Genomic DNA, 19235 nt, shown 5'->3' on the forward strand with positions numbered 1-19235 from the left:
CTCAGCGGTTGGGCGGCTTCTGCTGGTGCGGCTCGTCGGACACCAGGGCGTCGATGTCCCGCATGTCCTCGTCGTTGAGGTGCCCGGGGCGCGGCGCGTTGGGCTGCCGCGGCACGTTGGGCTGCTCGGCCTCGCCCTCGGGCCGGGCCGGCGTCGTCGGGCCGCCCTCGGGCCCGACCTGCGCGGCCGGCCCCTCGGTGACGACCGTCGTCGGCTCGGCGCGCCGGGCCGGCCGGTGCGCGGCGAGGTCGTCCTCGGCGATCTGGCGTTCCCTGCGGCGGCGGTACGTCGAGTGGAAGATGCCGTCGAGCCCGATGCGGCCGCCACCCAGCGCGGCGAGCATCAAGGACAGCGCACCCAGCGCGCCCGGCAGTTCCCAGCCCCCGCCCTGCGACAACACCCCGTGGCCCGCGTGCACGAAGACGATCGCGCCGATCATGTCGATGAGCAGCAGCAACGCCACCGGCCGGACCAGCAGGCCGAGGATCAGCAGTGCGCCGCCGACCAGCTCGACGATGGCGGCGAATCCGGCCGACAACTCGGGCATGGGCACGCCCATCTCCCGGAACTGCCCCGCCGCGGCACCGAGCCCGCCCTGCCACTTCTGCCAGCCGTGCGCCACGAAGATCACCCCGAGTACCACCCGGGAGATCAGGGCCGCCACATCAAACAGGACTCTCTTCACAGTGCTTTCTCCCCCCGTTCCCGGTATTGATCCCCATGTCTGGCTTCGGGATGCGTTGCCATACGATTCCTTGACCATCCCCCACGCTGGATCACCCCGTGGGACGGTGGCAGCATGGGCCCTATGACGGAACGCGTGGTCGGGATCGGCGCCGGTGCGAAGGAGCTGGCGACCGAGGACATGATCCTCAACATCGGCCCCCAGCATCCCTCCACGCACGGCGTGCTCAGGCTCCGGCTCACCCTCGACGGCGAGCGCATCGAGGCGGCCGAGCCGATCATCGGCTACATGCACAGGGGCGCGGAGAAGCTGTTCGAGGTCCGCGACTACCGCCAGATCATCATGCTCGCCAACCGGCACGACTGGCTGTCGGGGTTCGCCAACGAACTGGGCGTCGTGCTGGCCGCCGAACGGCTGCTCGGCATGGAGACGCCGGTCAGGGCCGTATGGGCGCGCACGCTGCTGGCCGAGCTCAACCGGGTGCTCAACCACCTGATGTTCCTCGGCTCCTACCCCCTCGAACTGGGCGCGATCACCCCCGTCTTCTACGCCTTCGACGAGCGCGAACGCATCCAGGCCGTCATGGAGGAGATCTCCGGCGGGCGCATGCACTACATGTTCAACCGGGTCGGCGGCCTCAAGGAGGACCTGCCGCTCGGCTGGCTCGACCGGGTCGCCGCGGCCGTCGCCGAGACCCGCCGCCGGGTGCCCGACATCGAGGGCCTCATCCTGAACAACGAGATCTTCCTCGCCCGCACCAAGGGCGTCGGCGTGCTGACCCGCGAGCAGATCCTCCAGTACGGCGTCAGCGGCCCCATCGCCCGCGCCTCCGGCGTGGACCTCGACCTGCGGCGCGACGACCCGTACCTGGCCTACGGGGAGCTGCCGGTCACGGTCGTCACCCGGCGCGACGGCGACTGCCATGCCCGGTTCGAGGTGCTGTTCGAGCAGCTCAAGGTCTCCCTCGACCTGGCCGACGCGTGCGTCGCCCGGCTGCGCGAGCTGCCTCCCGGGCCCGTCAACCAGCGCCTGCCGAAGGTGCTCAAGGTGCCCGAGGGCCACACGTACGCGTGGACCGAGAACCCGCTCGGCATCAACGGCTACTACCTGGTCTCCAAGGGCGACAAGACGCCGTGGCGGCTCAAGCTGCGCTCGGCGTCGTTCGGCAACGTCCAGGCGCTGCGCGAGCTGCTGCCCGGGAACCTGGTGGCCGACATGATCGCCATTCTGGGCTCGATGTTCTTCGTCGTGGGTGACATCGACAAGTGAGCACTCCCGAACGCGACAAGTACGTCGACTGGCTGCGCGCTCTCAGCCTCATCGTCGTGGTGGTCTGGCACTGGGCGTTCACGATCCTGGAGTGGAAGCCCAGCGGGCCCGAGCCCACCAGCCCGCTCGGCTTCACCTCCGGGTTGTGGATCCTGACCTGGCTGCTCCAGGTGCTGCCGCTGTTCTTCTACGTCGGCGGCCACGTGCACCTGCTGTCCTGGAACCGGGCCCAGGCGCGCGGCGTCGGCATCGGGGCGTTCGTCTGGCGGCGCATCCGCGCGCTGTCCCTGCCCGCGCTGTTCCTGTGCGGCGTGTGGATCTCCGTCGGGGCGATCGTCACCTGGGCGTTCCACGTGGAGTGGATGTGGCGCGTGGTGCTGCTCGTGCTCAGCCCGCTGTGGTTCCTCGGCGTCTACCTGGTGCTGATCGCGCTGCTGCCGGTGGCCCTGTGGCTGCACAGGCGCTACGACGTGCTGGCCCTCATCTGGCTCGGCGGCTCGGCCCTGGTCGTCGACGTCGTGCGCTTCCGCTACGGCTTCGAGTGGGCCGGCTGGCTCAACATGATCATCGTCTGGGGGCTGGCCCACCAGGCGGGCTTCTTCTACGACCGGATCGTCGTCCTGCCCCGGCGGTACGACGTCGGCATCCTGTGGACCGGCCTGTTCGCGCTGATCGGCCTGGTCTACTCGGGCATCTACCCGGGCTCGATGGTGGGCGTGCCGGGCGACAAGTGGTCGAACATGGCGCCGCCCACGTTCGTCATCGTCGCCCTGCTCATCTTCCAGATCGGCCTGGTGGAAGTGCTGCGCCCGGCCATGGAACGCGTGCTCGAACGCCCCCGCTGGGCCCGCGCCAACTCCTTCATCAACCGCTACGCCCTGCCGCTGTTCCTGTTCCACACGACCGGCATGGCGATCGCCTTAGGGCTGTCGTGGTGGTTGTTCGGCAACCTCGGCACGAAGATCCCGCCCGACCTGAAGTGGTGGCTGGAGCGGCCGATCGCCATCGTCGGGCCGCTGATCTGCACGCTCCCCGTCATCTACCTCTTCGGCCGCCGCCGCTAGTCGGGTTTGCGCTCGTCGGAGTCCTTCGGGATCCGGCAGCAGTGTTCCAGGTACAGGGCCGCGCAGACGAGCACCACGCAGGCCACGAACGACCCGGCCGCCACGAAGAACTCCGAGCGCGGCGTCTCCCGGTCGAAGATCTGCAGCGTGTACGCGGCGAACCCGGCGAACATCCCCGCGAACACCGCCCCCGCGTACGCCGACGCCTTGGCCAGCGCCGCCAGCCGGGCCACCGCCAGCGGCTCGACCGGCTTGGTGTCGGGTTTCCTGGCGATCCTGGCCTTCGTCACCCATCCGCTGTAACCCTCGCCGAGAGCGAGCAGCAGCACGGTCGGGATGGCCGTCCAGGGCATGATCGGCAGGTCGGAGTAGAAGTGCCGGACCGCCGCCCAGACGACCAGGGCGACGACGAGCAGGAGAGCGGCCAGCCGGCCGGGATGCGTCGGCTTCAATCGGGCCTCTGCAGCTTCAGGTCGTCACGCAGGCGCACGCCGTGCCGGTCGAGCTCGGCCAGCAGGTCGGCCACCCGGCCCCGGCCCGGCACCGTGGCCTCGGGGTCGATCACCGACCACGGCACCAGCACGAACGCCCGCTCGTGGGCCCGGGGATGCGGCAACGTCAGCTCGGGGTCGTCGGAGACGGTCTCGCCCACGACGATCAGGTCGACGTCGAGCGTACGCGGCCCCCACCGCTCCGCACGCACCCGGCCGAACGCGTTCTCCACGCCCAGCGCCCGCTCCAGCAACGTGCGCGGCGGCAGCGCGGTCTCGGCGACGACTACCGCGTTGAGGTACGGCTCCTGGCCGCCCGGCCCCCCGACCGGGTCGGTCTCGTAGACCGGGGACACCTTGACGAACTCCAGGCCAGGGGCGTCGAACAACGTGTCGATGGCTCCCTGCAACGTCTGAAACCGCTCCCCCAGGTTGCTGCCGAGAGCGAGGACGGCCTTCATGCGCGGCTCCGCTCGATCGTCACGATCACATCGTCGAACGGCAGCGGGATCGGCGCCGCCGGTTTGTGCACACTCACCTCGACCTTGTGCACCAGCTCGCTCGCCAGGCAGACGTCGGCCAGCCGCTGGGCCAGCGTCTCGATCAGCTCGACCGGCTCGCCCCCGACCACCTCGACCAGCGCCTGGGCCAGCTCGCCGTAGTGGACGGTCTTGGTGAGGTCGTCGCCGGCCGCCGCCGGGGCGGTGTCGAGGAACAACGTCGCGTCGATCACGAACTCCTGGCCGAGCTCCCGCTCGGCGGGCAGCACACCGTGCCTGCCCCTGGCCCGCAGGCCCTTGAGAGCGATGCGGTCAGACCTCAAGCTCGCCCTCCTCGTCCTCGTCGTCGTCTCCCTGGAGCACCGGGGAGCCGTGGTGCATCCACAACCGCCAGCCCTGCGCGGTGCGGATGTAGACGTTGCTCGCCACCACCTTTCCCGCGGCGAAGCTGGACTCACCCTCCTCGCCCGCCGTCAGGATGTTCTCCACGCAGGTGAGCACGGCCACGTCGCCCAGCACGGTGGTGTTGACGTCGGTCAGCACGAACTGGATGTAGGTGGTGTTGGCCATGATCAGCGCCCACGACCGCAGCACCTCCGACCGGCCGGTCAGCAACGTCCAGCCCGGATGGACGCAGCTCACCTGGTCGTCGGCGGTGTCCTCGGCCCAGATCTCGGTCATCTTGTCGAGATCGGCGCTCTCGATCGCGGTGTAGAACTCCTCGTTGACCGTCTCGATCGCGGCAGTGTCGACGCTCATGTGCCTGCTCCGGCTCTCTTCCATGCGGCCGCCACGCGCACGGCATCGGCATTGGGACCTACCTCGTGCACGCGCACGCACCAGGCCCCCGCCTGAGCCGCCAGCGCGGTGACCGCCAGCGTTGCGTCGTCGCTCCTGCTGAACGGGCGGGGCGCGCCGTCGGGGCCGGCCAGCAGCCGCCCGAGGAACCGCTTGCGCGAGGCCCCGATCAGCAGCGGGAACCCCAGCTCGGCGAGCTGCGGGATGCCGGCCAGCAACGCCCAGTTGTGCTCGGCGTTCTTGGCGAAGCCGAGGCCGGGATCGAGCACGATCTGCTCGGGGGACACCCCCTCGGCCAGCACGAGATCGACCCTCTTGCTGAGCTCCTCGCGCACCTCTGTCACGACGTCGGCGTAGACGGCGCGGCTGTCCATGTCATGGCTGTGGCCGCGCCAGTGCATCACCACGTAGGGCGCTCCCGTCGCGGCGACCACGCGCGGCATCTCCGGGTCGGCCAGGCCGCCGCTGACGTCGTTGACGAGCCTGGCGCCCGCCTCGACCGCGGCCCTGGCGACCTCGGCGCGCATCGTGTCGACGCTGACGGCCACGCCCTCGGCGTCGAGCGCCCGGATCACCGGGACGACCCTGGCCAGCTCCTCCTCCAGCGACACCCGCGCGGCGCCGGGACGGGTGGACTCACCGCCCACGTCGACGATGTCGGCGCCCTCCCGCACCAGGTCGAGCCCGTGCCGGACGGCGGCCTCCTCGTCGAACCACAGGCCGCCGTCGGAGAAGGAGTCGGGGGTCACGTTGACCACGCCCATGACGAGGCACCGCTCCGTGCCGCCCGGCACGTTGATGGGCACGCTAGTCATGGGGCAAGCCTAGGCGTTCCCCCACACCTGCCGACATCTCGGGTCCCCAGTTGTGGATAACGATCGTCACCTGCCGAGAATCAGCGCCATGGCCTCGGAGCGGGTCTTGTCGCTGGTACGGAAGTCGCCGCGGACCGCCGACGTGACCGTCTTGGCCCCCGGCTTGCGCACGCCGCGCATGGTCATGCACAGGTGTTCGGCCTCGACCACCACGATGACCCCGCGCGGCTCCAGCACCCGCATGAGGGCGTCGGCGATCTGCGAGGTCATGCGCTCCTGCACCTGCGGACGGCGGGCGAAGACGTCGACCAGCCGGGCCAGCTTGGACAGCCCGGTCACCTGGCCGCGCTCGTTGGGGATGTAGCCCACGTGGGCCACGCCGTGGAACGGGACCAGATGGTGCTCGCAGGTCGAGTAGACCTCGATGTCCCTGACCAGCACCATCTCGTCGTGGTCGACGTCGAAGACCTTGTTGAGCACGTCTTCGGGGGTCTGGCCGAGCCCGGAGAACTGCTCGGCCATCGCGCGGGCGACCCTGGCGGGCGTTTCGAGCAGGCCGTCGCGGTCGGGATCCTCGCCGATGCCGTAGAGGATCTCGCGTACGGCCTTCTCGATCCGCCCCAGGTCGACCTCGTGCTGGGTCACGCACTGTCTCCGGACTGGAAGGCGTCCTGGTGGCCGGAGGTGAGCGAGCCGTTGGCCGACTGCTCCTTCGGGGTCAGGATCGGCGGGCGGTCGGAGGGCAGCCGCTTGCCGTAACCCGCGTACGAGGGCCGGTGCTCCTTGACGACCACCGGGGCGAAGATCTGCAGGACCTGCTCGCGGGAGAGGGTCTCCTTCTCCATGAGCTCCAGCACCAGGTTGTCGAGCACGTCGCGGTATTCGACCAGGATGTCCCAGGCCTGGTCGTGCGCCGTCTCGATCATCCGGCGGACCTCCTCGTCGATGGAGGAGGCGATCTTCTCGGAGTAGTCGCGCTCGTGGCCCATCTCGCGGCCGAGGAAGACCTCGGCCTGGCCGGTGCCGAACTTACGGGCGCCGAGCTGCTCGCTCATGCCGTACTCGGTCACCATGCGGCGGGCGACCGCCGTGGCCTTCTCGATGTCGTTGGAGGCGCCGGTGGTGGGCTCGTGGAAGACGAGCTCCTCCGCCGCGCGGCCGCCGAGCAGCATCGCGAGCTGGTCCATCATCTCGGACCTGGTGGCCAGGAACTTGTCCTCCATCGGCAGCGTCATCGTGTAACCGAGCGCGCGGCCGCGGGACAGGATGGTGATCTTGTGGACCGGGTCGGAGTTGGGCAGCGCGTGCGCCACCAGCGCGTGACCGCCCTCGTGGTAGGCGATCATCTTCTTCTCCTTGTCGGACATGACCCGCGACTTGCGCTCGGGCCCTGCCATGACACGGTCGATCGACTCCTCGAGGACCTCCATCGTGATCAGCTTCTGGTCGGCCCGCGCGGTGAGCAGGGCCGCCTCGTTGATCACGTTGGCCAGGTCGGCGCCGGTGAACCCGGGGGTGCGGCGCGCGATGACGTCGAGGTCGACGTCGGGCGCGAACGGCTTGCCGCGACCGTGGACCTTGAGGATGCCCTTGCGGCCCTCCAGGTCGGGACGGTCGACCGTGACCTGCCGGTCGAAACGGCCCGGACGCAGCAGCGCCGGGTCGAGGATGTCGGGCCGGTTGGTCGCGGCGATGAGGATCACGCCGCCCTTGACGTCGAAGCCGTCCATCTCGACGAGCAGCTGGTTGAGGGTCTGCTCGCGCTCGTCGTGACCGCCGCCCAGGCCGGCGCCGCGGTGGCGGCCGACGGCGTCGATCTCGTCGATGAAGATGATCGCGGGGGCGTTGGCCTTGGCCTGCTCGAACAGGTCACGCACGCGGGAGGCGCCGACGCCGACGAACATCTCGACGAAGTCGGAGCCGGAGATCGAGTAGAAGGGCACGCCCGCCTCGCCCGCGACCGCGCGGGCCAGCAGGGTCTTGCCGGTGCCGGGCGGGCCGTAGAGCAGCACGCCCTTGGGGATCTTCGCGCCGATCGCCTGGAACTTGGCCGGGGCCTGCAGGAACTCCTTGATCTCCTGGAGCTCCTCGATGGCCTCGTCGGCGCCGGCGACGTCGGCGAACGTGGTCTTGGGGGTGTCTTTGGTGATGAGCTTGGCCTTCGACTTGCCGAAGTTCATCACCCGGGAGCCGCCGCCCTGCATCTGGTTCATGATGAACAGGAAGATCAGCACGATGATGACGATCGGCAGGAAGCTCACCAGGATGCTGAGCAGGAAGTTCTCCTGGGGCACCTCGGTGGTGAAGCTCTTCGTCTTGTTGGCGTCGACCTGGGCCTGCAGCTCGTCGGTCAGCTTCGCGCCGTAACCGCTGACCCAGTTGGACTGGATCAGCTTCGCCGGGGCGTCACCCGGCCGGACGACGATCGGCTTGATGAGGGTGAGCTCGACCCGATTGTCCTTGTCGACGACCTTGGCGCTGGTGAAATTGCCGGCGCGAATCTGCTGGAGGACCGTGGACGTGTCGGCCTGCTTGAAATTGCCCCCGCCGCTCCAGAGCTGGGTGACGAGCAGGAGCAGCACGACGATGCCCAGGATCCACAGCAGTGGCCCACGTGTAAATCGCTTGAGATCCATCCGATGCGGAACCCCTTGCGGGCCCGTCCCTTCCTGACCATGGCCTGGAACCCCGGGCTGGCCCGGGGCCGCGGCATCCGACACCGCGACTTCTGACTACCCGAAGGGGACTTGCGGTCACCCTTCCGGAGTCTGAAGGTACACCGGCACGGCGCACGGAGGGACCCGCCCGCTACACCGGTCTTGCCCTATCAACGTACGTCACGTTGCGCGATGTTCCCGGCCATGGCCGGGATTACTACTTATAAACGTGCGGCGCGAGCGTTCCGATGAACGGCAAATTGCGGTAGCGCTCCGCGTAGTCGAGCCCGTAGCCGATGACGAACTCGTTGGGAATGTCGAAGCCGACGTATTTCACGTCGATCGGCACCTTCACCGCGTCCGGCTTGCGCAGCGCGGCGCAGATCTCCAACGACGCCGGATTGCGCGACTTCAGGTTTTCCAGCAGCCAGTGGAGGGTCAGGCCCGAGTCGATGATGTCCTCGACGATGAGGACGTGGCGGTTCAAGATGTCGGTGTCGAGGTCCTTCAGCACCCGTACGACGCCGGATGACTTGGTGCCCGCGCCGTAGGACGACACCGCCATCCAGTCCATCTGCACCGGCACGTGCAGGGCTCTGGCCAGGTCGGCCATCACCATGACCGCGCCCTTCAGCACGCCCACGAGCAGGACGTCCTTGCCCGCGTAGTCCTCGTCGATGCGCCCGGCAAGCTCTTTGATCTTGGCCTGGAGGTCGTCCTCGGGGATGAGGACCTTCTCCAGGTCTTTGCCCATGTCGGCAGCGTCCACCTGTGGTTCCTTAAACGATGGGACTGATGGCGAGTATCAGGGTGCCATACCGCCGAACTGCGGACAGACCTCCGGGTAGATCCACCGCCTTCTGCCCGTGCCATTGCGTGACCAGCCGATCGACCGCCAGCACGTGGGTGGCGGAAAGCGCGCCGGAGGGCGTGCCCGCCGCGATGGCCGCGCGCCGCAGCACCCTGCGGCGCACGGCGTCGGGCAGTTTCTCCAACTCCGGTACGGACAGGATGACGGACTCTCCGATATCGCTAAGAGCGCAATTCGGGAACGCCGATTCGGCCCACTGGTCGAGGGCGTCGGCGTCCTCCCGCGCCATTCCGGCGGTCCGCGCGAGCGCCTCGGCCACCCCCGGGCCGAGTTCCTCGTCGAGCATCGGCAGGATCCGCTTCCTGACGCGGACGCGGGTGTAGCGGGGGTCGTCGTTGTGCGGGTCGTCCCAGGGGACGAGGGACATGGCCGCGCAGGCGGCGACCGTCGTGGCCCTGGACAGGCCGAGGAAGGGCCGGCGGTAGCGGCCCGCGCGGGCGGCCATGCCGGAGATCGAGCGCAGGCCGCTCCCCCTGGCCAGGCCCAGCAGGACGGTCTCGGCCTGGTCGTCGCGGGTGTGGCCGAGCAGGACGGCGGCGGCCCCCAGGCGGTCGGCCGCCTGCGCCAGCGCGGCGTACCTGGCCTCGCGGGCGGCGGCCTCTGGGCCGCCGTCGGTGCCGACGGTGACGGTGAGCACCTCGGCCGGGGCCAGGCCGAGATCGGCGGCGATGCCGGCGACCTGCCGGGCGCGGTCGGCCGAGCCCGGCTGGAGCTGGTGGTCCACCGTGACCAGGCTCGCGCGCAGGCCGGCGCGGGGGGCGACGAAGGCCAGCGCCGCCGCCAGGGCCAGCGAGTCGGCGCCGCCGCTGCACGCGGCCAGGACCAGCGCGCCGGTGCCGGCGAGGTCGGTCAGCGACTCGCGGACGGCCCGGCGCACGTCGGCGACGGCTGGACGGGGACCCACAGGAGCCATTGTCCCGGCTGGAGGAACCGGCCGCACGCCACGCGCACGGCCAGGTCCCCCGGGGACGGGAAGGTCAGGCGGGAAGGGCCGGGGTGCCGATGACGCGGTGGATCCAGGCGTCGGGGTCGGCGATCTCGGGGGTCGTGGGCAGGGTCTCCGGGGAGGTCCAGACCTTGTTGAAGCCGTCCATGCCGACCCGGTCGACCACCTTGCGGACGAAGGCGGAGCCCTCGGCGTACTGCTTCATCTTGACCTCGATGCCCAGCAGGCGCCGGACCGTGCGGTCGAGCCGGGAGCCGCCCTCGCGGCGCTGGGCGAACTTGGCGCGGATCTCCGAGACCGACGGGACCACCGAGGGGCCCACGGCGTCCATGACGAAGTCGCCATGGCCCTCCACCAGGGTCATCACGGCCGTCAGGCGGTCGAGGATCTCCTTCTGGGCGGGCGACTGGATGGCGTCGATCAGGTTGCCCTCGCCGCCCCTGACCACGTCGGCCACCGTGTCGGCGGCATTGCGCAGGCGGTCGAGGAGCGTGGGCAGGTCGAGGTCGGAGGCGAGCAGGAACTCGGTCATCTGCGACCTGACGTACTCGCGCAGCCAGGTGACGCCGGTGAACTGCACACGGTGGGTCTCCTCGTGGAGGCACACCCACAGGCGGAAGTCGCGGGGCACGACGTTCATCTCGCGCTCGGCGTGGACGATGTTGGGCGCCACGAGCGTCAGGCGGCCGGTCGCCTCCTGGCCGGTCGGGTCGGGCGGCAGGAACAGCTCGTACTGGCCGAGCACCCGGGAGGCGAGGAAGGCGAGGACGGCCCCGACCTCGACGCCGGTGATGCGCGAGCCCACCGCGGTGACGATGGCGGGCGGCGGGTTGTCTCCGCCGCCCATGCGCTGGGTCAGCGGTTCGAGGACCACGCGGAAGCCCTCGACGTTGGCCTTGATCCAGCCCGGCCGGTCGACGATGGTCGCGGGCTGCGGCGCGGTCTCGGTGTGGATCTTCGTGAACTCGCGCACGTGGCCCTCGGCCTCACGTGACAGCGTGCGGAGCTCGGCGACGGCCTGCCTGGCCTCCTCCTTGCTCACCTGAGGACCGGGGCGCACCAGGCGCGTGCCGGTCGTGACGGCCAGATCCCAGTCGATCACCTGCATGACGTCCACCGTACGTTGTTCTCGTCACGCCTGCGAAGAAGCGGCGGTCAGGATCGCGCGACGATCGCGGCGAGCCTGTCGAGCACGGGCTCGGCGTTCACCGGCACGTCGTCGGCCAGGAAGGCGAAGGTGACCAGCCGGCCGTCTTTGGTGGTGGCGAGGCCCGCCAGGGTGTTGACGTTGTTGAGGGTGCCGGTCTTGGCGCGGACGAGGCCGACCTGGCCCTTGCTGTCGGCGCGGGTGAAGCGCTTGCCGTTGCCCAGCGTGCCGGAGAAGCCGGCGACCGGCATGCCCGAGTCGACGGCCCGCAGCTCGGGGTGCGCGGCCGAGCCGGCGATGGCGATGATCCTGGCCATGGCGTCGGCGCTGACCCGGTTGCGGATGGACAGGCCGCTGCCGTCCGCGACGCTGACGCCCTTGGTCACGCCGAGCCGCCGCATGACCCCGATCACCGCCTCCGCGGCCCCCGCGTACGACGCCTCCTTGCCCTCCTTGATGGCGACGTGCCTGGCCAGGGCCTCGGCCATGTCGTTGTCGCTGTGGGTCAGGGTGTGCTCGACCAGGGCGTACAGGGGGGCGGAGTCGACCCTGCCCAGCTCGGCGGCGCCCGCCGCGGCCCGCTCCTGGCGGATGTCCTTGGAGACGGTGACGCCGTACCTGGGCAGCAGCCGGGCGAAGGCGGCGGCGGCGTACGCGGCCGGGTCGGGCACGCGGGGCCGGGCGCCGGGGCGCTGGCGTCCCTCGTCCATGGCCAGGGCGTGGACGGGGGCCGCCTCGCCGTCGGGCACGTAGTTGGGCTTCCAGCCGGGCGCGACGGCCGGCCCGGTGAACAGGCTGTCGTCGTAGGAGAGCGTGACCTTCCTGACGCCCTTGGCCTTCAGCGCGGCGGCGGTCCGGGCGGCCAGGGTGGCGAGGGAGGCCTGCTTGGGGTAGCCGGGTTTGGCCGACGGCCCGGCGAGCATCGGGTCGCCGCCGCCCACCAGGACGATCGCGCCGGGCGCGCGGCCCTGGACGACGCGGGTGGAGAAGCGGGTGTCGGGGCCCAGCGAGGCGAGCGCCGCCGTGGTCGTGACGACCTTGTTCGTGGAGGCCGGGGTGATGCCCGTGTCGGGGTTGGAGGCGAAGATCCGGGCGCCGGTGGCGGCGTCGAGCACGACCGCGCCCACCCGGCCGCCGAGTGCTTTGTCACCCAGCGCGTCGGTGAGCTGGCGGGTCAAAGTACTCTTAGTCGGGAGAGGTCCGTTCCCTGACGTCGCCGAAAGCTGGGCCAGCACAGGCCCCGAGGTGACCACGGGGGCGGGGGGGATTCCCCGGGGAGACGCCGTCGGCCCGATCGGTGACGGCTGCCTCGTCAGCGCGCTCAGGTTGAAGTCGCTGGTCATGGCGTAGACGCCGATGACGATCGTGACGATCTGAAGCACGGCGAGAGTGGCCAGCATCATCGAACGCTCGTGCCGCGCCACGTCGCCTGACCTCTCTCCTGGTGTTCGCCTACGAGACATTAACGCCCAGCCGGGACTTCCCGGGGGCCTTGAGCGGAGGAACCGCGGTGGAGTTCGACGTTGTCGTTGAGATTCCCAAGGGGCAACGGAACAAGTACGAAGTGGACCACGAGACCGGAAAGATCAGGCTTGACCGGCTCCTGTTCACCTCCACGCAGTACCCCGCCGACTACGGCTTCATCGAGAACACCCTCGGCGAGGACGGTGACCCGCTCGACGCGCTGGTGCTGCTCCAGGAGCCGACGTTCCCGGGGTGCTACATCACCTGCCGCGCGGTCGGCATGTTCCGGATGACCGACGAGAAGGGCGGCGACGACAAGGTCCTGTGCGTGCCCTCGACCGACCCCCGGATGCACCACATCCAGGACATCCACCACGTGTCGGAGTTCGACCGGCTGGAGATCCAGCACTTCTTCGAGGTCTACAAGGACCTTGAGCCCGGCAAGTCCGTCGAGGGCGCCAACTGGGTCGGGCGCATCGAGGCCGAGGCCGAGATCGAGCGCTCGTTCCACCGGGCCAAGGACGCGGGTCACCACTGATCCTCACCGGGGCCTGGTGGCGCCCACCAGGTCCCCTCTCCAGATCGGGGCGACCCGTACCACGTCGCCGGTCTGGGGCGCGTGCACCATCTGGCCCTGGCCGACGTAGATGCCCACGTGGTGGATCGTGCCGGGGTCCTCGGTGATGCGGCCGAAGAACAGCAGGTCGCCGCGGCGGAGCTGGTCCAGCGGCACGTGCGGGCCGGACGTCCACTGGGTTCCGGTCCAGTGGTCCAGGCGCACGCCCACCTGCTCCCAGGCGCGCATGACCAGGCCGGAGCAGTCGTAGGTGTCGGGGCCCGCGGCGGCCCACACGTACGGCTTGCCGAGCTGGGTCAGCGCCCAGTTGGCGGCCAGGTTGCCGCCCGCCGAGCCCGCCGCCAGGCCGGCCGCCGACAGGGCCAGGGTCCGCCGTCTGGCCAGCAGCTCGGCGTGGCTGCGGGCGGCGTTCACCCGGTGCTGGAGCTGCCGCCGCTCCACCCGGAGGGTGCGCGTCTCGCGGCGCTGCCGGGCGACGGCCGCCTCCGCGGCCAGCTTCGCCCGCCGGGCGCGCTCCGAGGCGGCCTGCCGGGCGTCGTAGGCGTTCTGCGCCTGCGTCCGCAGGATGGCGGCGACCTCCTGGGCGTCGCGCATCCTGCGCAGGATCTGGGCCCGCTCGTCGCCGAGCTGGCCGAGCACGCTCGCCCGGTGCAGGAAGCCGTCGACGCCGCCCTCGTCGATGAGCATGCCGACGATCGGGTCCAGCGCCGTCATCCCGCCGTAGCTCTGCGCGGCGAGCAGCGCGACGGCCTGCCGGGCGCGCTCGGCCTCGGCGTCGGCCGCCGCCTGACGCGCCTGGGCCTGCGCGTACGACTGCTCGGCCTGCCGGAGCCGGACCAGCTCGCCGTTGTACGCCTCCACCTGCCGTTCCACGGCCGCGGCCAGCTCGTCGAGCCTGGACTGGGCCACGGCCAGCCCGGCGCTGGCCACCCCCAGTTCCTTCGAGCGCTCGCGGGCGGCCGCGCGCGCCTTCTTCACGTCCTTGGCCGACGGCATGGGGTCGGCCAGCACCGGCGAGCCCGGAGTGAGCGGACACAGGGTGGCCAGCAGGACGCACGCCAGGAGCCCAGCCCGAAATGCGCGCATAGGTCCCCCCGGAAACAGATGGTTACTCTATGCACACAGTTCCCAGCGCTTTCATGCGCGTAACGTCATCACCGCAGGCGGAAGAGCCGTTCTATCCACGGACGGACTCCGATGACCACCGGCCGGGCGGCCCGCGGGTAGGTGAAGACGGGGGTCCGGACGCCGTACGCGGCGTGCAGCTCGGCGGCCTTGCACCAGTCGGCGGTCACGCGGGCCGCGGCCCATGCCGCCGCGATGGCCGGTCTGGCCTCCGGATGGCGGTCGTAGGTCTGGAAGAGGGTCATCGCGGCGTCGGCGGCGGCGTGACCGTCGCCCGGGTAGGCGGTGCCGGCCAGGTAGGGGGCGGTGACGCGGCCGCCGTGGCAGGTGTCGAGCACCCAGGTCCAGTTGGCCGTCACCAGCCCGAGCACGGGCTCGGGGACGTCGGCGGCGGCGCCGTACATGCGGTCCTGGCGGGGGCCGGTCAGGCGGCGGGCGTCCCACAGCCAGTCGAGCTCGTCCGGCTGCGTGCCGCCGGCCAGCCAGGACAGCACCGCCAGCCCGCGCGCGGTGCGCAGGCGGCACAGGTCGAGCACGTGGCGCAGCATGCGGGGGCCGCGGTCGAGCCAGGTCGGCCAGTCGACGCGGTGTCCCCTCGGCACCAGCTCGGCCACCCGCCCCGGGACGGGCGACGGGCAGACCCGGCGCCCCAGATGCGCATCCTGACGCACCTCGAACGCCTCCACGACCCGCCCGGCGAGCCGGTCCTGGTGCGTCTCCAGAAGCTCCACGGGGTGCTCAGCCGCTCTCGACGGGGGTGACGGGCTCCTCGGTGGGGGTGTGCGTGGGGGCGGGCGTCGCCGTCTCCGAGGGCGTGGTGGTGGGCGCGGGCGTCTCGGTGGGCGTCGGGGCGGGGGTGGGGGTCGGCACCGGCGGGGTCCGGGTGGGCGGGCGCGTGCCGGGTTCGCCGTGCGGCGGACGGCCCGGCTCACCGTGCGGCGGATGACCCGGGTGGCCGGTACGGCCGGGCAGACCGGGCTGGCCGTACGTCGGCTCGCCGGGGTCCTCGCCGGGCGGGTCGGTCCGCGGCGGGCCGTCGGGCGTCGGCCGCGGCTCGCCGGGCGCGGATTCGGCGGGCGGCGAGCTCGCGTACGTGGGCACGAGCACGGCCGGCGGCACCGGCGTCGTCGAGCCGAGCATGCCGAACGGCTCGGGCGCGGCGCTGTCGAGGATGGGCGCTACGGTCAACTGGGCGTCCTGCGGGTCGGGTTGCCAGGGCAGTCTGATGCCGGGCGGCTCGCCGGTGGCGGGGAACGCGGCCGTCGCCACCCCGGCGAGACCGCCGTTGTCCTTGCCGAACTGGTTGAAGATCACTGCTATCGCCACCACGGTCGCGACCGCCGCCAGCGCGCCCGCCACCGCCTGAGGCCACCTTCGAGCCGCCGTCTGCGTGGGAACGGGAAATCCGGCGGCGTCCAGGGAGGCCGTGCGCCGGGCGACGTAGCGGCGGTAGGGCAGCAGCTCGGGGTCGGCGAAGCAGCTCATGACCCTGATGCGCAGGGCCTCGGGGAGCGCGGCGGCGGGCAGCAGGCCGAAGACCTTGGCGGCCGAGGCCTGGCGGGCGCGGTGGGGGGCACAGACCTCGCAGCGGGCGACGTGCCCGACCAGGTGCTCGCGCATCTCCCTGGTGAGGTCGCCGGTGAAGCCGGCCAGGATCCGGGCCCGGCGCGGGCAGTCGTAGGGGCCCTTGCGCGCCAGGATCTCGGCGGTGACGGCGTCCGTGAGACGATCGCGCGCCTGCTCCCTGGCCTGCTCGACCTGGCGCGGCGGGATCGCGAGCACCTGGGACAGCTCGGCGGTGTCCAGCGCGTGCCTGGTCGCCAGCTCCAGCACCTCGCGGTCGGCGACGGGCAGGCTCACGACCGCGTTCCAGGCCATGAGCCGCAGGTCGGCGTCGGCGGGGTCGTCCAGCGGCGGAGCCTCGGCCAGGACCTCGTCGGCGCCGGGCGGCGCGGCCATCCGGCGGCGCAGGCATTCCTGCCGGGCCAGGGCGAGCAGCCAGACCCGGAACCTGTCCGGCTGGGACAGCGCGCCCGCGTGCGCCTCGGCGGCGATCAGCGTGTCACGCAGGGCCACCTGGGCGCTGTCGGTGTCGAGCAGGAGGGACCAGCAGTAGCGGTAGACGTTCTCCGCGTGCGTGTCGTAGAGCGCGGCGAGGGCTCCCGGGTCGCGGGTGCGGAGTGCCTCCACCAGGACGCGGTCATTCATGTGACCGAAGGTAATGGATCGGTAACTAGTAGTTCTACCGGTTCCGCCGCTTCTACCGCGACCCCGCCAATTTCCCAAGCAATTTGTTCGGACTAATGCCGTTTATTGCTTTACCTGCCCCATGGCCTCGCTCCCCCGGTCCACCGCGAACGGCTCGGAGGTGGGCTTGACCGTGTGCACCGGGAGCGCGCCGCCCATCGCCAGGTCCTCGTAGGGACGGCCGGTCGAGCCCCAGGTCCGGGCGGTGACGTCGGTCTTGGCGACCTTGCTGTCCTTGGGCAGTCCGGCCACGGTGAGGATGAACCTGGGCGGGCTGCCGGCCTTCACGTCGTCCACGAACGTGCTGCCGCCGCCGAGCAGTTTGCCGGCCGCGTCGCGCAGCAACGCGTTCACCACCAGGCTGCTCGCCGGCAATTGATACGGATTCCCGACATAGCCGGTAATAAGGTAAGAGCCGTCTTTTTGGCGCATTGTCTGGACGCGCGTGATCGGGAACGACTGGAACGACGACGGGATGCGCGCGGCGGACCGCCACTGCGCCGGACGGTACTGGATGGTCACCTTCACCGGCTTCTCGGCGGCGGACGCCTGGCCGGTGAAGGCCAGGGAGCCGCCCGGCGGCACGGCGTCGAGCGGCTGGTCCATGCGCACCACCTCGGTGCCGGCGGCGTCGCGGCCCACGATGGTGGCCACCACATGCTCACCGAAGTGCCACGGGTTGGCGTTGCTGAGCACGCCCGCCCAGTTGACGGCGTAACCGTCGGTGGACTTGGCGATGTTCGAGACCTGCTCCTTGAGAACGAGCGGCTTGAGCGATTGGGCGGGCTGGTCCTCACTTGAACAACCGGCGAGGCAGATCGCCCCGAGTGCGAGGAGGCTGACGGTTCGGCTACGCGGGATCACTTTGCCGTGATAACCCGTGCATGGGCACGGCTGGCAGATGACACGCGCCGGGCGTACCAACTCTTTAACGCCTCCGGACGACCCTCGTCTCGTCCCACACCGGCTCGGACGACTCGTAGACCGTGCCGTCGGAGCCGAAGACCAGGAAACGGTCGAAGTCGGCGGCGAACCAGCGGTCGTGGGTGACCGCCATGACCGTGCCGTCGAACGCGTCGAGGCCCACCTGGAGCGCCTCGGCGCTGGCCAGGTCGAGGTTGTCGGTCGGCTCGTCGAGCAGGAGCAACGTGGCACCCGACAGCTCCAGCAGCAGGATCTGCAGCCGCGCCTGCTGGCCTCCGGACAGCGTGTCGAACCGCTGCTCGGCGATCAGCCCGGCCAGCTCGTAGCGGGCCAGCGTCTTCATGGCCTCGTTCTTGAGCTTGGCGTGCTCGTTCATCACGATCTCGACCGGGGTGCGGCCGAGCAGGTCGGGCCTGGAGTGCGTCTGGGCGAAGTGCCCCGGGACGACCCGGGCGCCGAGCCTGGCCACGCCGGTGTGCGCGACGGGCTCGCCGGCCACCAGGCGCAGGAAGTGGGACTTGCCCGAGCCGTTGGAGCCGAGGACGGCGACCCGCTCGCCGTACCAGATCTCCAGGTCGAACGGGCGCATCAGGCCGGTCAGCTCCAGGCCCTCGCAGATGACCGCGCGCTTGCCGGTGCGGCCGCCGCGCAGGCGCATCTTGATGTTCTGGTCGGCGGGGGCCTGCTCGGGCGGGCCCGCCTCGACGAACCTGCGCAGCCGGGTCTGGGCCGCGTGGTACGGGGCGGCCATGCCGTCGTTGTACCTGGCCTTGTTCTTCAGCATGTTGACCAGGGCCTTGAGCTTGGCGTGCTCTTCGTCCCAGCGCCTGCGCAGCTCGTCGAGCCGCTCGTTGCGGGCCTTGCGGGCCTCGGCGTAACCGGCGAAGCCGCCGCCGTGGATCCAGATGTTGCCCGACTCGACCGTGACGATGCGGTCGGCGGCGTTGGCGAGGAGCTGGCGGTCGTGGCTGACCAGCAGCACGGTCTTGGGCGTCTCGCGCAGCTGCTGCTCCAGCCACTCCTTGCCGGGCACGTCGAGGTAGTTGTCGGGCTCGTCGAGCAGCAGGGTCTGGTCGGGGCCGCGCAGCAGCGCCTCCAGGACGAGCCGCTTCTGCTCGCCCCCGGACAGGGTGGCCACGTCGCGGTACTTCACCCGGTCGAACGGGACGCCGAGGGCAGAGACCGTGCAGGTGTCCCAGAGCACCTCGATCTCGTAGCCGCCGGCGTCGGTGTAGTCGCTGATGGCCTGCGCGTAGCGCATCTGCGCCTTCTCGTCGTCGCGCTCCATCATCACCAGCTCGGCCGCGTCGAGCCGCTCGGCCGCCTGCCGCACGGCCGGCGGGGCGACGCCGAGCAGCAGGTCGCGCACGTTGCTCCCGTCGCGCACGTTGCCGATGAACTGGCGCATCACGCCCAGCCCGCCGGAGCTGGTGACGCTGCCCTCGACGGGCTCCAGGTCGCCCGCGACCAGGCGCATGAGGGTGGTCTTGCCCGCGCCGTTGGGCCCGACGAGCGCCGCCTTGACACCGTCGCCGATCCGGAAGGAGACGTCGTTGAGCAGGGGCCTGCCGTCGGGCAGCACGTACGTCAGATGTCCTACTTCAACGTGGCCCATCCGGGCAGGCTACCGGCCGCCCGCGACCACTGGCACCCGG

Annotated in this window: 20 protein-coding genes; 3 read left to right on the plus strand and 17 right to left on the minus strand. The window is 70.9% G+C overall.

The annotated features are described in order from the left end of the window. Position 1 precedes the first annotated feature (1 nt). Entirely contained in the window at positions 2 to 685 is a 684-nt protein-coding gene (locus ACFYUV_RS24450; RefSeq protein WP_387671522.1) for a DoxX family protein, read from the minus strand. Positions 686 to 808: 123 nt separating this feature from the next. Between ACFYUV_RS24450 and ACFYUV_RS24455 the strand changes: the two genes are divergently transcribed. Next, positions 809 to 1954 (plus strand): NADH-quinone oxidoreductase subunit D, encoded by a 1146-nt coding sequence (locus tag ACFYUV_RS24455; RefSeq protein ID WP_387671524.1) that lies wholly within the window; start codon positions 809 to 811, stop codon positions 1952 to 1954. After that, a complete protein-coding gene (locus ACFYUV_RS24460) occupies positions 1951 to 3018 on the plus strand; it encodes an acyltransferase (RefSeq protein ID WP_364332656.1) in 1068 nt (355 codons plus the stop codon). The genes ACFYUV_RS24455 and ACFYUV_RS24460 overlap by 4 nt, the downstream gene beginning before the upstream one ends. On the opposite strand, the gene ACFYUV_RS24465 is transcribed toward ACFYUV_RS24460, so the two are convergent. The 11 genes from ACFYUV_RS24465 to dacB all read right to left on the minus strand — a co-directional run bounded on the left by ACFYUV_RS24465 (position 3015) and on the right by dacB (position 12421). Then, the gene (locus tag ACFYUV_RS24465; RefSeq protein WP_352358558.1) at positions 3015 to 3470 is read right to left on the minus strand and encodes a DUF3180 domain-containing protein; all 456 of its coding nucleotides are present in this window, start codon (positions 3468 to 3470) and stop codon (positions 3015 to 3017) included. The genes ACFYUV_RS24460 and ACFYUV_RS24465 overlap by 4 nt on opposite strands. Further along, positions 3467 to 3970: a 2-amino-4-hydroxy-6-hydroxymethyldihydropteridine diphosphokinase gene (folK, locus tag ACFYUV_RS24470; protein ID WP_352358556.1), complete on the minus strand. Its 504-nt coding sequence runs from the start codon at positions 3968 to 3970 to the stop codon at positions 3467 to 3469. Before folK ends, ACFYUV_RS24465 begins: the two co-directional genes overlap by 4 nt. Beyond that, entirely contained in the window at positions 3967 to 4332 is a 366-nt protein-coding gene (folB, locus tag ACFYUV_RS24475) for a dihydroneopterin aldolase (RefSeq protein WP_387671527.1), read from the minus strand. Before folB ends, folK begins: the two co-directional genes overlap by 4 nt. After that, positions 4322 to 4768: a nuclear transport factor 2 family protein gene (locus tag ACFYUV_RS24480; RefSeq protein WP_358291555.1), complete on the minus strand. Its 447-nt coding sequence runs from the start codon at positions 4766 to 4768 to the stop codon at positions 4322 to 4324. The genes folB and ACFYUV_RS24480 overlap by 11 nt, the downstream gene beginning before the upstream one ends. Then, complete coding sequence (gene folP, locus ACFYUV_RS24485; protein WP_357975464.1) at positions 4765 to 5571, minus strand: dihydropteroate synthase; 807 nt, start codon at positions 5569 to 5571, stop codon at positions 4765 to 4767. Before folP ends, ACFYUV_RS24480 begins: the two co-directional genes overlap by 4 nt. Positions 5572 to 5688: 117 nt before the next feature. Beyond that, positions 5689 to 6267 (minus strand): GTP cyclohydrolase I FolE, encoded by a 579-nt coding sequence (gene folE / locus ACFYUV_RS24490; RefSeq protein WP_352318609.1) that lies wholly within the window; start codon positions 6265 to 6267, stop codon positions 5689 to 5691. Continuing rightward, entirely contained in the window at positions 6264 to 8258 is a 1995-nt protein-coding gene (gene ftsH, locus ACFYUV_RS24495; protein WP_352358549.1) for an ATP-dependent zinc metalloprotease FtsH, read from the minus strand. Before ftsH ends, folE begins: the two co-directional genes overlap by 4 nt. A gap of 238 nt (positions 8259 to 8496) precedes the next feature. Beyond that, complete coding sequence (gene hpt, locus ACFYUV_RS24500) at positions 8497 to 9048, minus strand: hypoxanthine phosphoribosyltransferase (protein ID WP_352318606.1); 552 nt, start codon at positions 9046 to 9048, stop codon at positions 8497 to 8499. Between the two features lie 10 nt (positions 9049 to 9058). Beyond that, on the minus strand, positions 9059 to 10063 hold the full coding sequence (gene tilS / locus ACFYUV_RS24505; protein ID WP_387671529.1) for a tRNA lysidine(34) synthetase TilS: 1005 nt from the start codon (positions 10061 to 10063) through the stop codon (positions 9059 to 9061). 64 nt (positions 10064 to 10127) lie between these two features. Next, the gene (locus ACFYUV_RS24510; RefSeq protein ID WP_352358545.1) at positions 10128 to 11204 is read right to left on the minus strand and encodes a zinc-dependent metalloprotease; all 1077 of its coding nucleotides are present in this window, start codon (positions 11202 to 11204) and stop codon (positions 10128 to 10130) included. Between the two features lie 47 nt (positions 11205 to 11251). After that, positions 11252 to 12421: a D-alanyl-D-alanine carboxypeptidase/D-alanyl-D-alanine-endopeptidase gene (gene dacB / locus ACFYUV_RS24515; RefSeq protein WP_387671531.1), complete on the minus strand. Its 1170-nt coding sequence runs from the start codon at positions 12419 to 12421 to the stop codon at positions 11252 to 11254. A 332-nt stretch (positions 12422 to 12753) separates the two neighbouring features. Here dacB and ACFYUV_RS24520 point away from each other — a divergent pair, with 332 nt between their 5' ends. Next, the gene (locus ACFYUV_RS24520) at positions 12754 to 13245 is read left to right on the plus strand and encodes an inorganic diphosphatase (protein ID WP_352318598.1); all 492 of its coding nucleotides are present in this window, start codon (positions 12754 to 12756) and stop codon (positions 13243 to 13245) included. A gap of 3 nt (positions 13246 to 13248) precedes the next feature. Here ACFYUV_RS24520 and ACFYUV_RS24525 read toward each other — a convergent pair whose 3' ends face one another. From ACFYUV_RS24525 to ACFYUV_RS24545, 5 genes are all read right to left on the minus strand, one after another. After that, complete coding sequence (locus ACFYUV_RS24525; protein WP_387671533.1) at positions 13249 to 14370, minus strand: NlpC/P60 family protein; 1122 nt, start codon at positions 14368 to 14370, stop codon at positions 13249 to 13251. 68 nt (positions 14371 to 14438) lie between these two features. Beyond that, positions 14439 to 15140, minus strand: coding sequence for a hypothetical protein (locus tag ACFYUV_RS24530; RefSeq protein WP_387671535.1), 702 nt, complete (start codon positions 15138 to 15140; stop codon positions 14439 to 14441). Between the two features lie 7 nt (positions 15141 to 15147). Then, positions 15148 to 16617: a hypothetical protein gene (locus ACFYUV_RS24535; protein WP_387671537.1), complete on the minus strand. Its 1470-nt coding sequence runs from the start codon at positions 16615 to 16617 to the stop codon at positions 15148 to 15150. A 102-nt stretch (positions 16618 to 16719) separates the two neighbouring features. Further along, positions 16720 to 17520, minus strand: coding sequence for a hypothetical protein (locus ACFYUV_RS24540; protein ID WP_387671538.1), 801 nt, complete (start codon positions 17518 to 17520; stop codon positions 16720 to 16722). A gap of 64 nt (positions 17521 to 17584) precedes the next feature. Beyond that, a complete protein-coding gene (locus tag ACFYUV_RS24545) occupies positions 17585 to 19195 on the minus strand; it encodes an ATP-binding cassette domain-containing protein (protein WP_358291541.1) in 1611 nt (536 codons plus the stop codon). Positions 19196 to 19235 lie beyond the last annotated feature (40 nt).

Origin of the sequence: Nonomuraea sp. NPDC003560 (assembly GCF_042878785.1) — a bacterium.
Classification (GTDB): Bacteria; Actinomycetota; Actinomycetes; order Streptosporangiales; family Streptosporangiaceae; genus Nonomuraea.

Coding starts and splice junctions, on each gene's coding strand:
- ACFYUV_RS24545 (WP_358291541.1), bottom strand. CDS start 19,195: ATGGGCCACGTTGAAGTAGGACATCTGACGTACGTGCTGCCCGACGGC.
- ftsH (WP_352358549.1), bottom strand. CDS start 8,258: ATGGATCTCAAGCGATTTACACGTGGGCCACTGCTGTGGATCCTGGGC.
- ACFYUV_RS24510 (WP_352358545.1), bottom strand. CDS start 11,204: ATGCAGGTGATCGACTGGGATCTGGCCGTCACGACCGGCACGCGCCTG.
- ACFYUV_RS24525 (WP_387671533.1), bottom strand. CDS start 14,370: ATGCGCGCATTTCGGGCTGGGCTCCTGGCGTGCGTCCTGCTGGCCACC.
- ACFYUV_RS24535 (WP_387671537.1), bottom strand. CDS start 16,617: ATGAATGACCGCGTCCTGGTGGAGGCACTCCGCACCCGCGACCCGGGA.
- tilS (WP_387671529.1), bottom strand. CDS start 10,063: ATGGCTCCTGTGGGTCCCCGTCCAGCCGTCGCCGACGTGCGCCGGGCC.
- ACFYUV_RS24480 (WP_358291555.1), bottom strand. CDS start 4,768: ATGAGCGTCGACACTGCCGCGATCGAGACGGTCAACGAGGAGTTCTAC.
- folP (WP_357975464.1), bottom strand. CDS start 5,571: ATGGGCGTGGTCAACGTGACCCCCGACTCCTTCTCCGACGGCGGCCTG.
- ACFYUV_RS24455 (WP_387671524.1), top strand. CDS start 809: ATGACGGAACGCGTGGTCGGGATCGGCGCCGGTGCGAAGGAGCTGGCG.
- folK (WP_352358556.1), bottom strand. CDS start 3,970: ATGAAGGCCGTCCTCGCTCTCGGCAGCAACCTGGGGGAGCGGTTTCAG.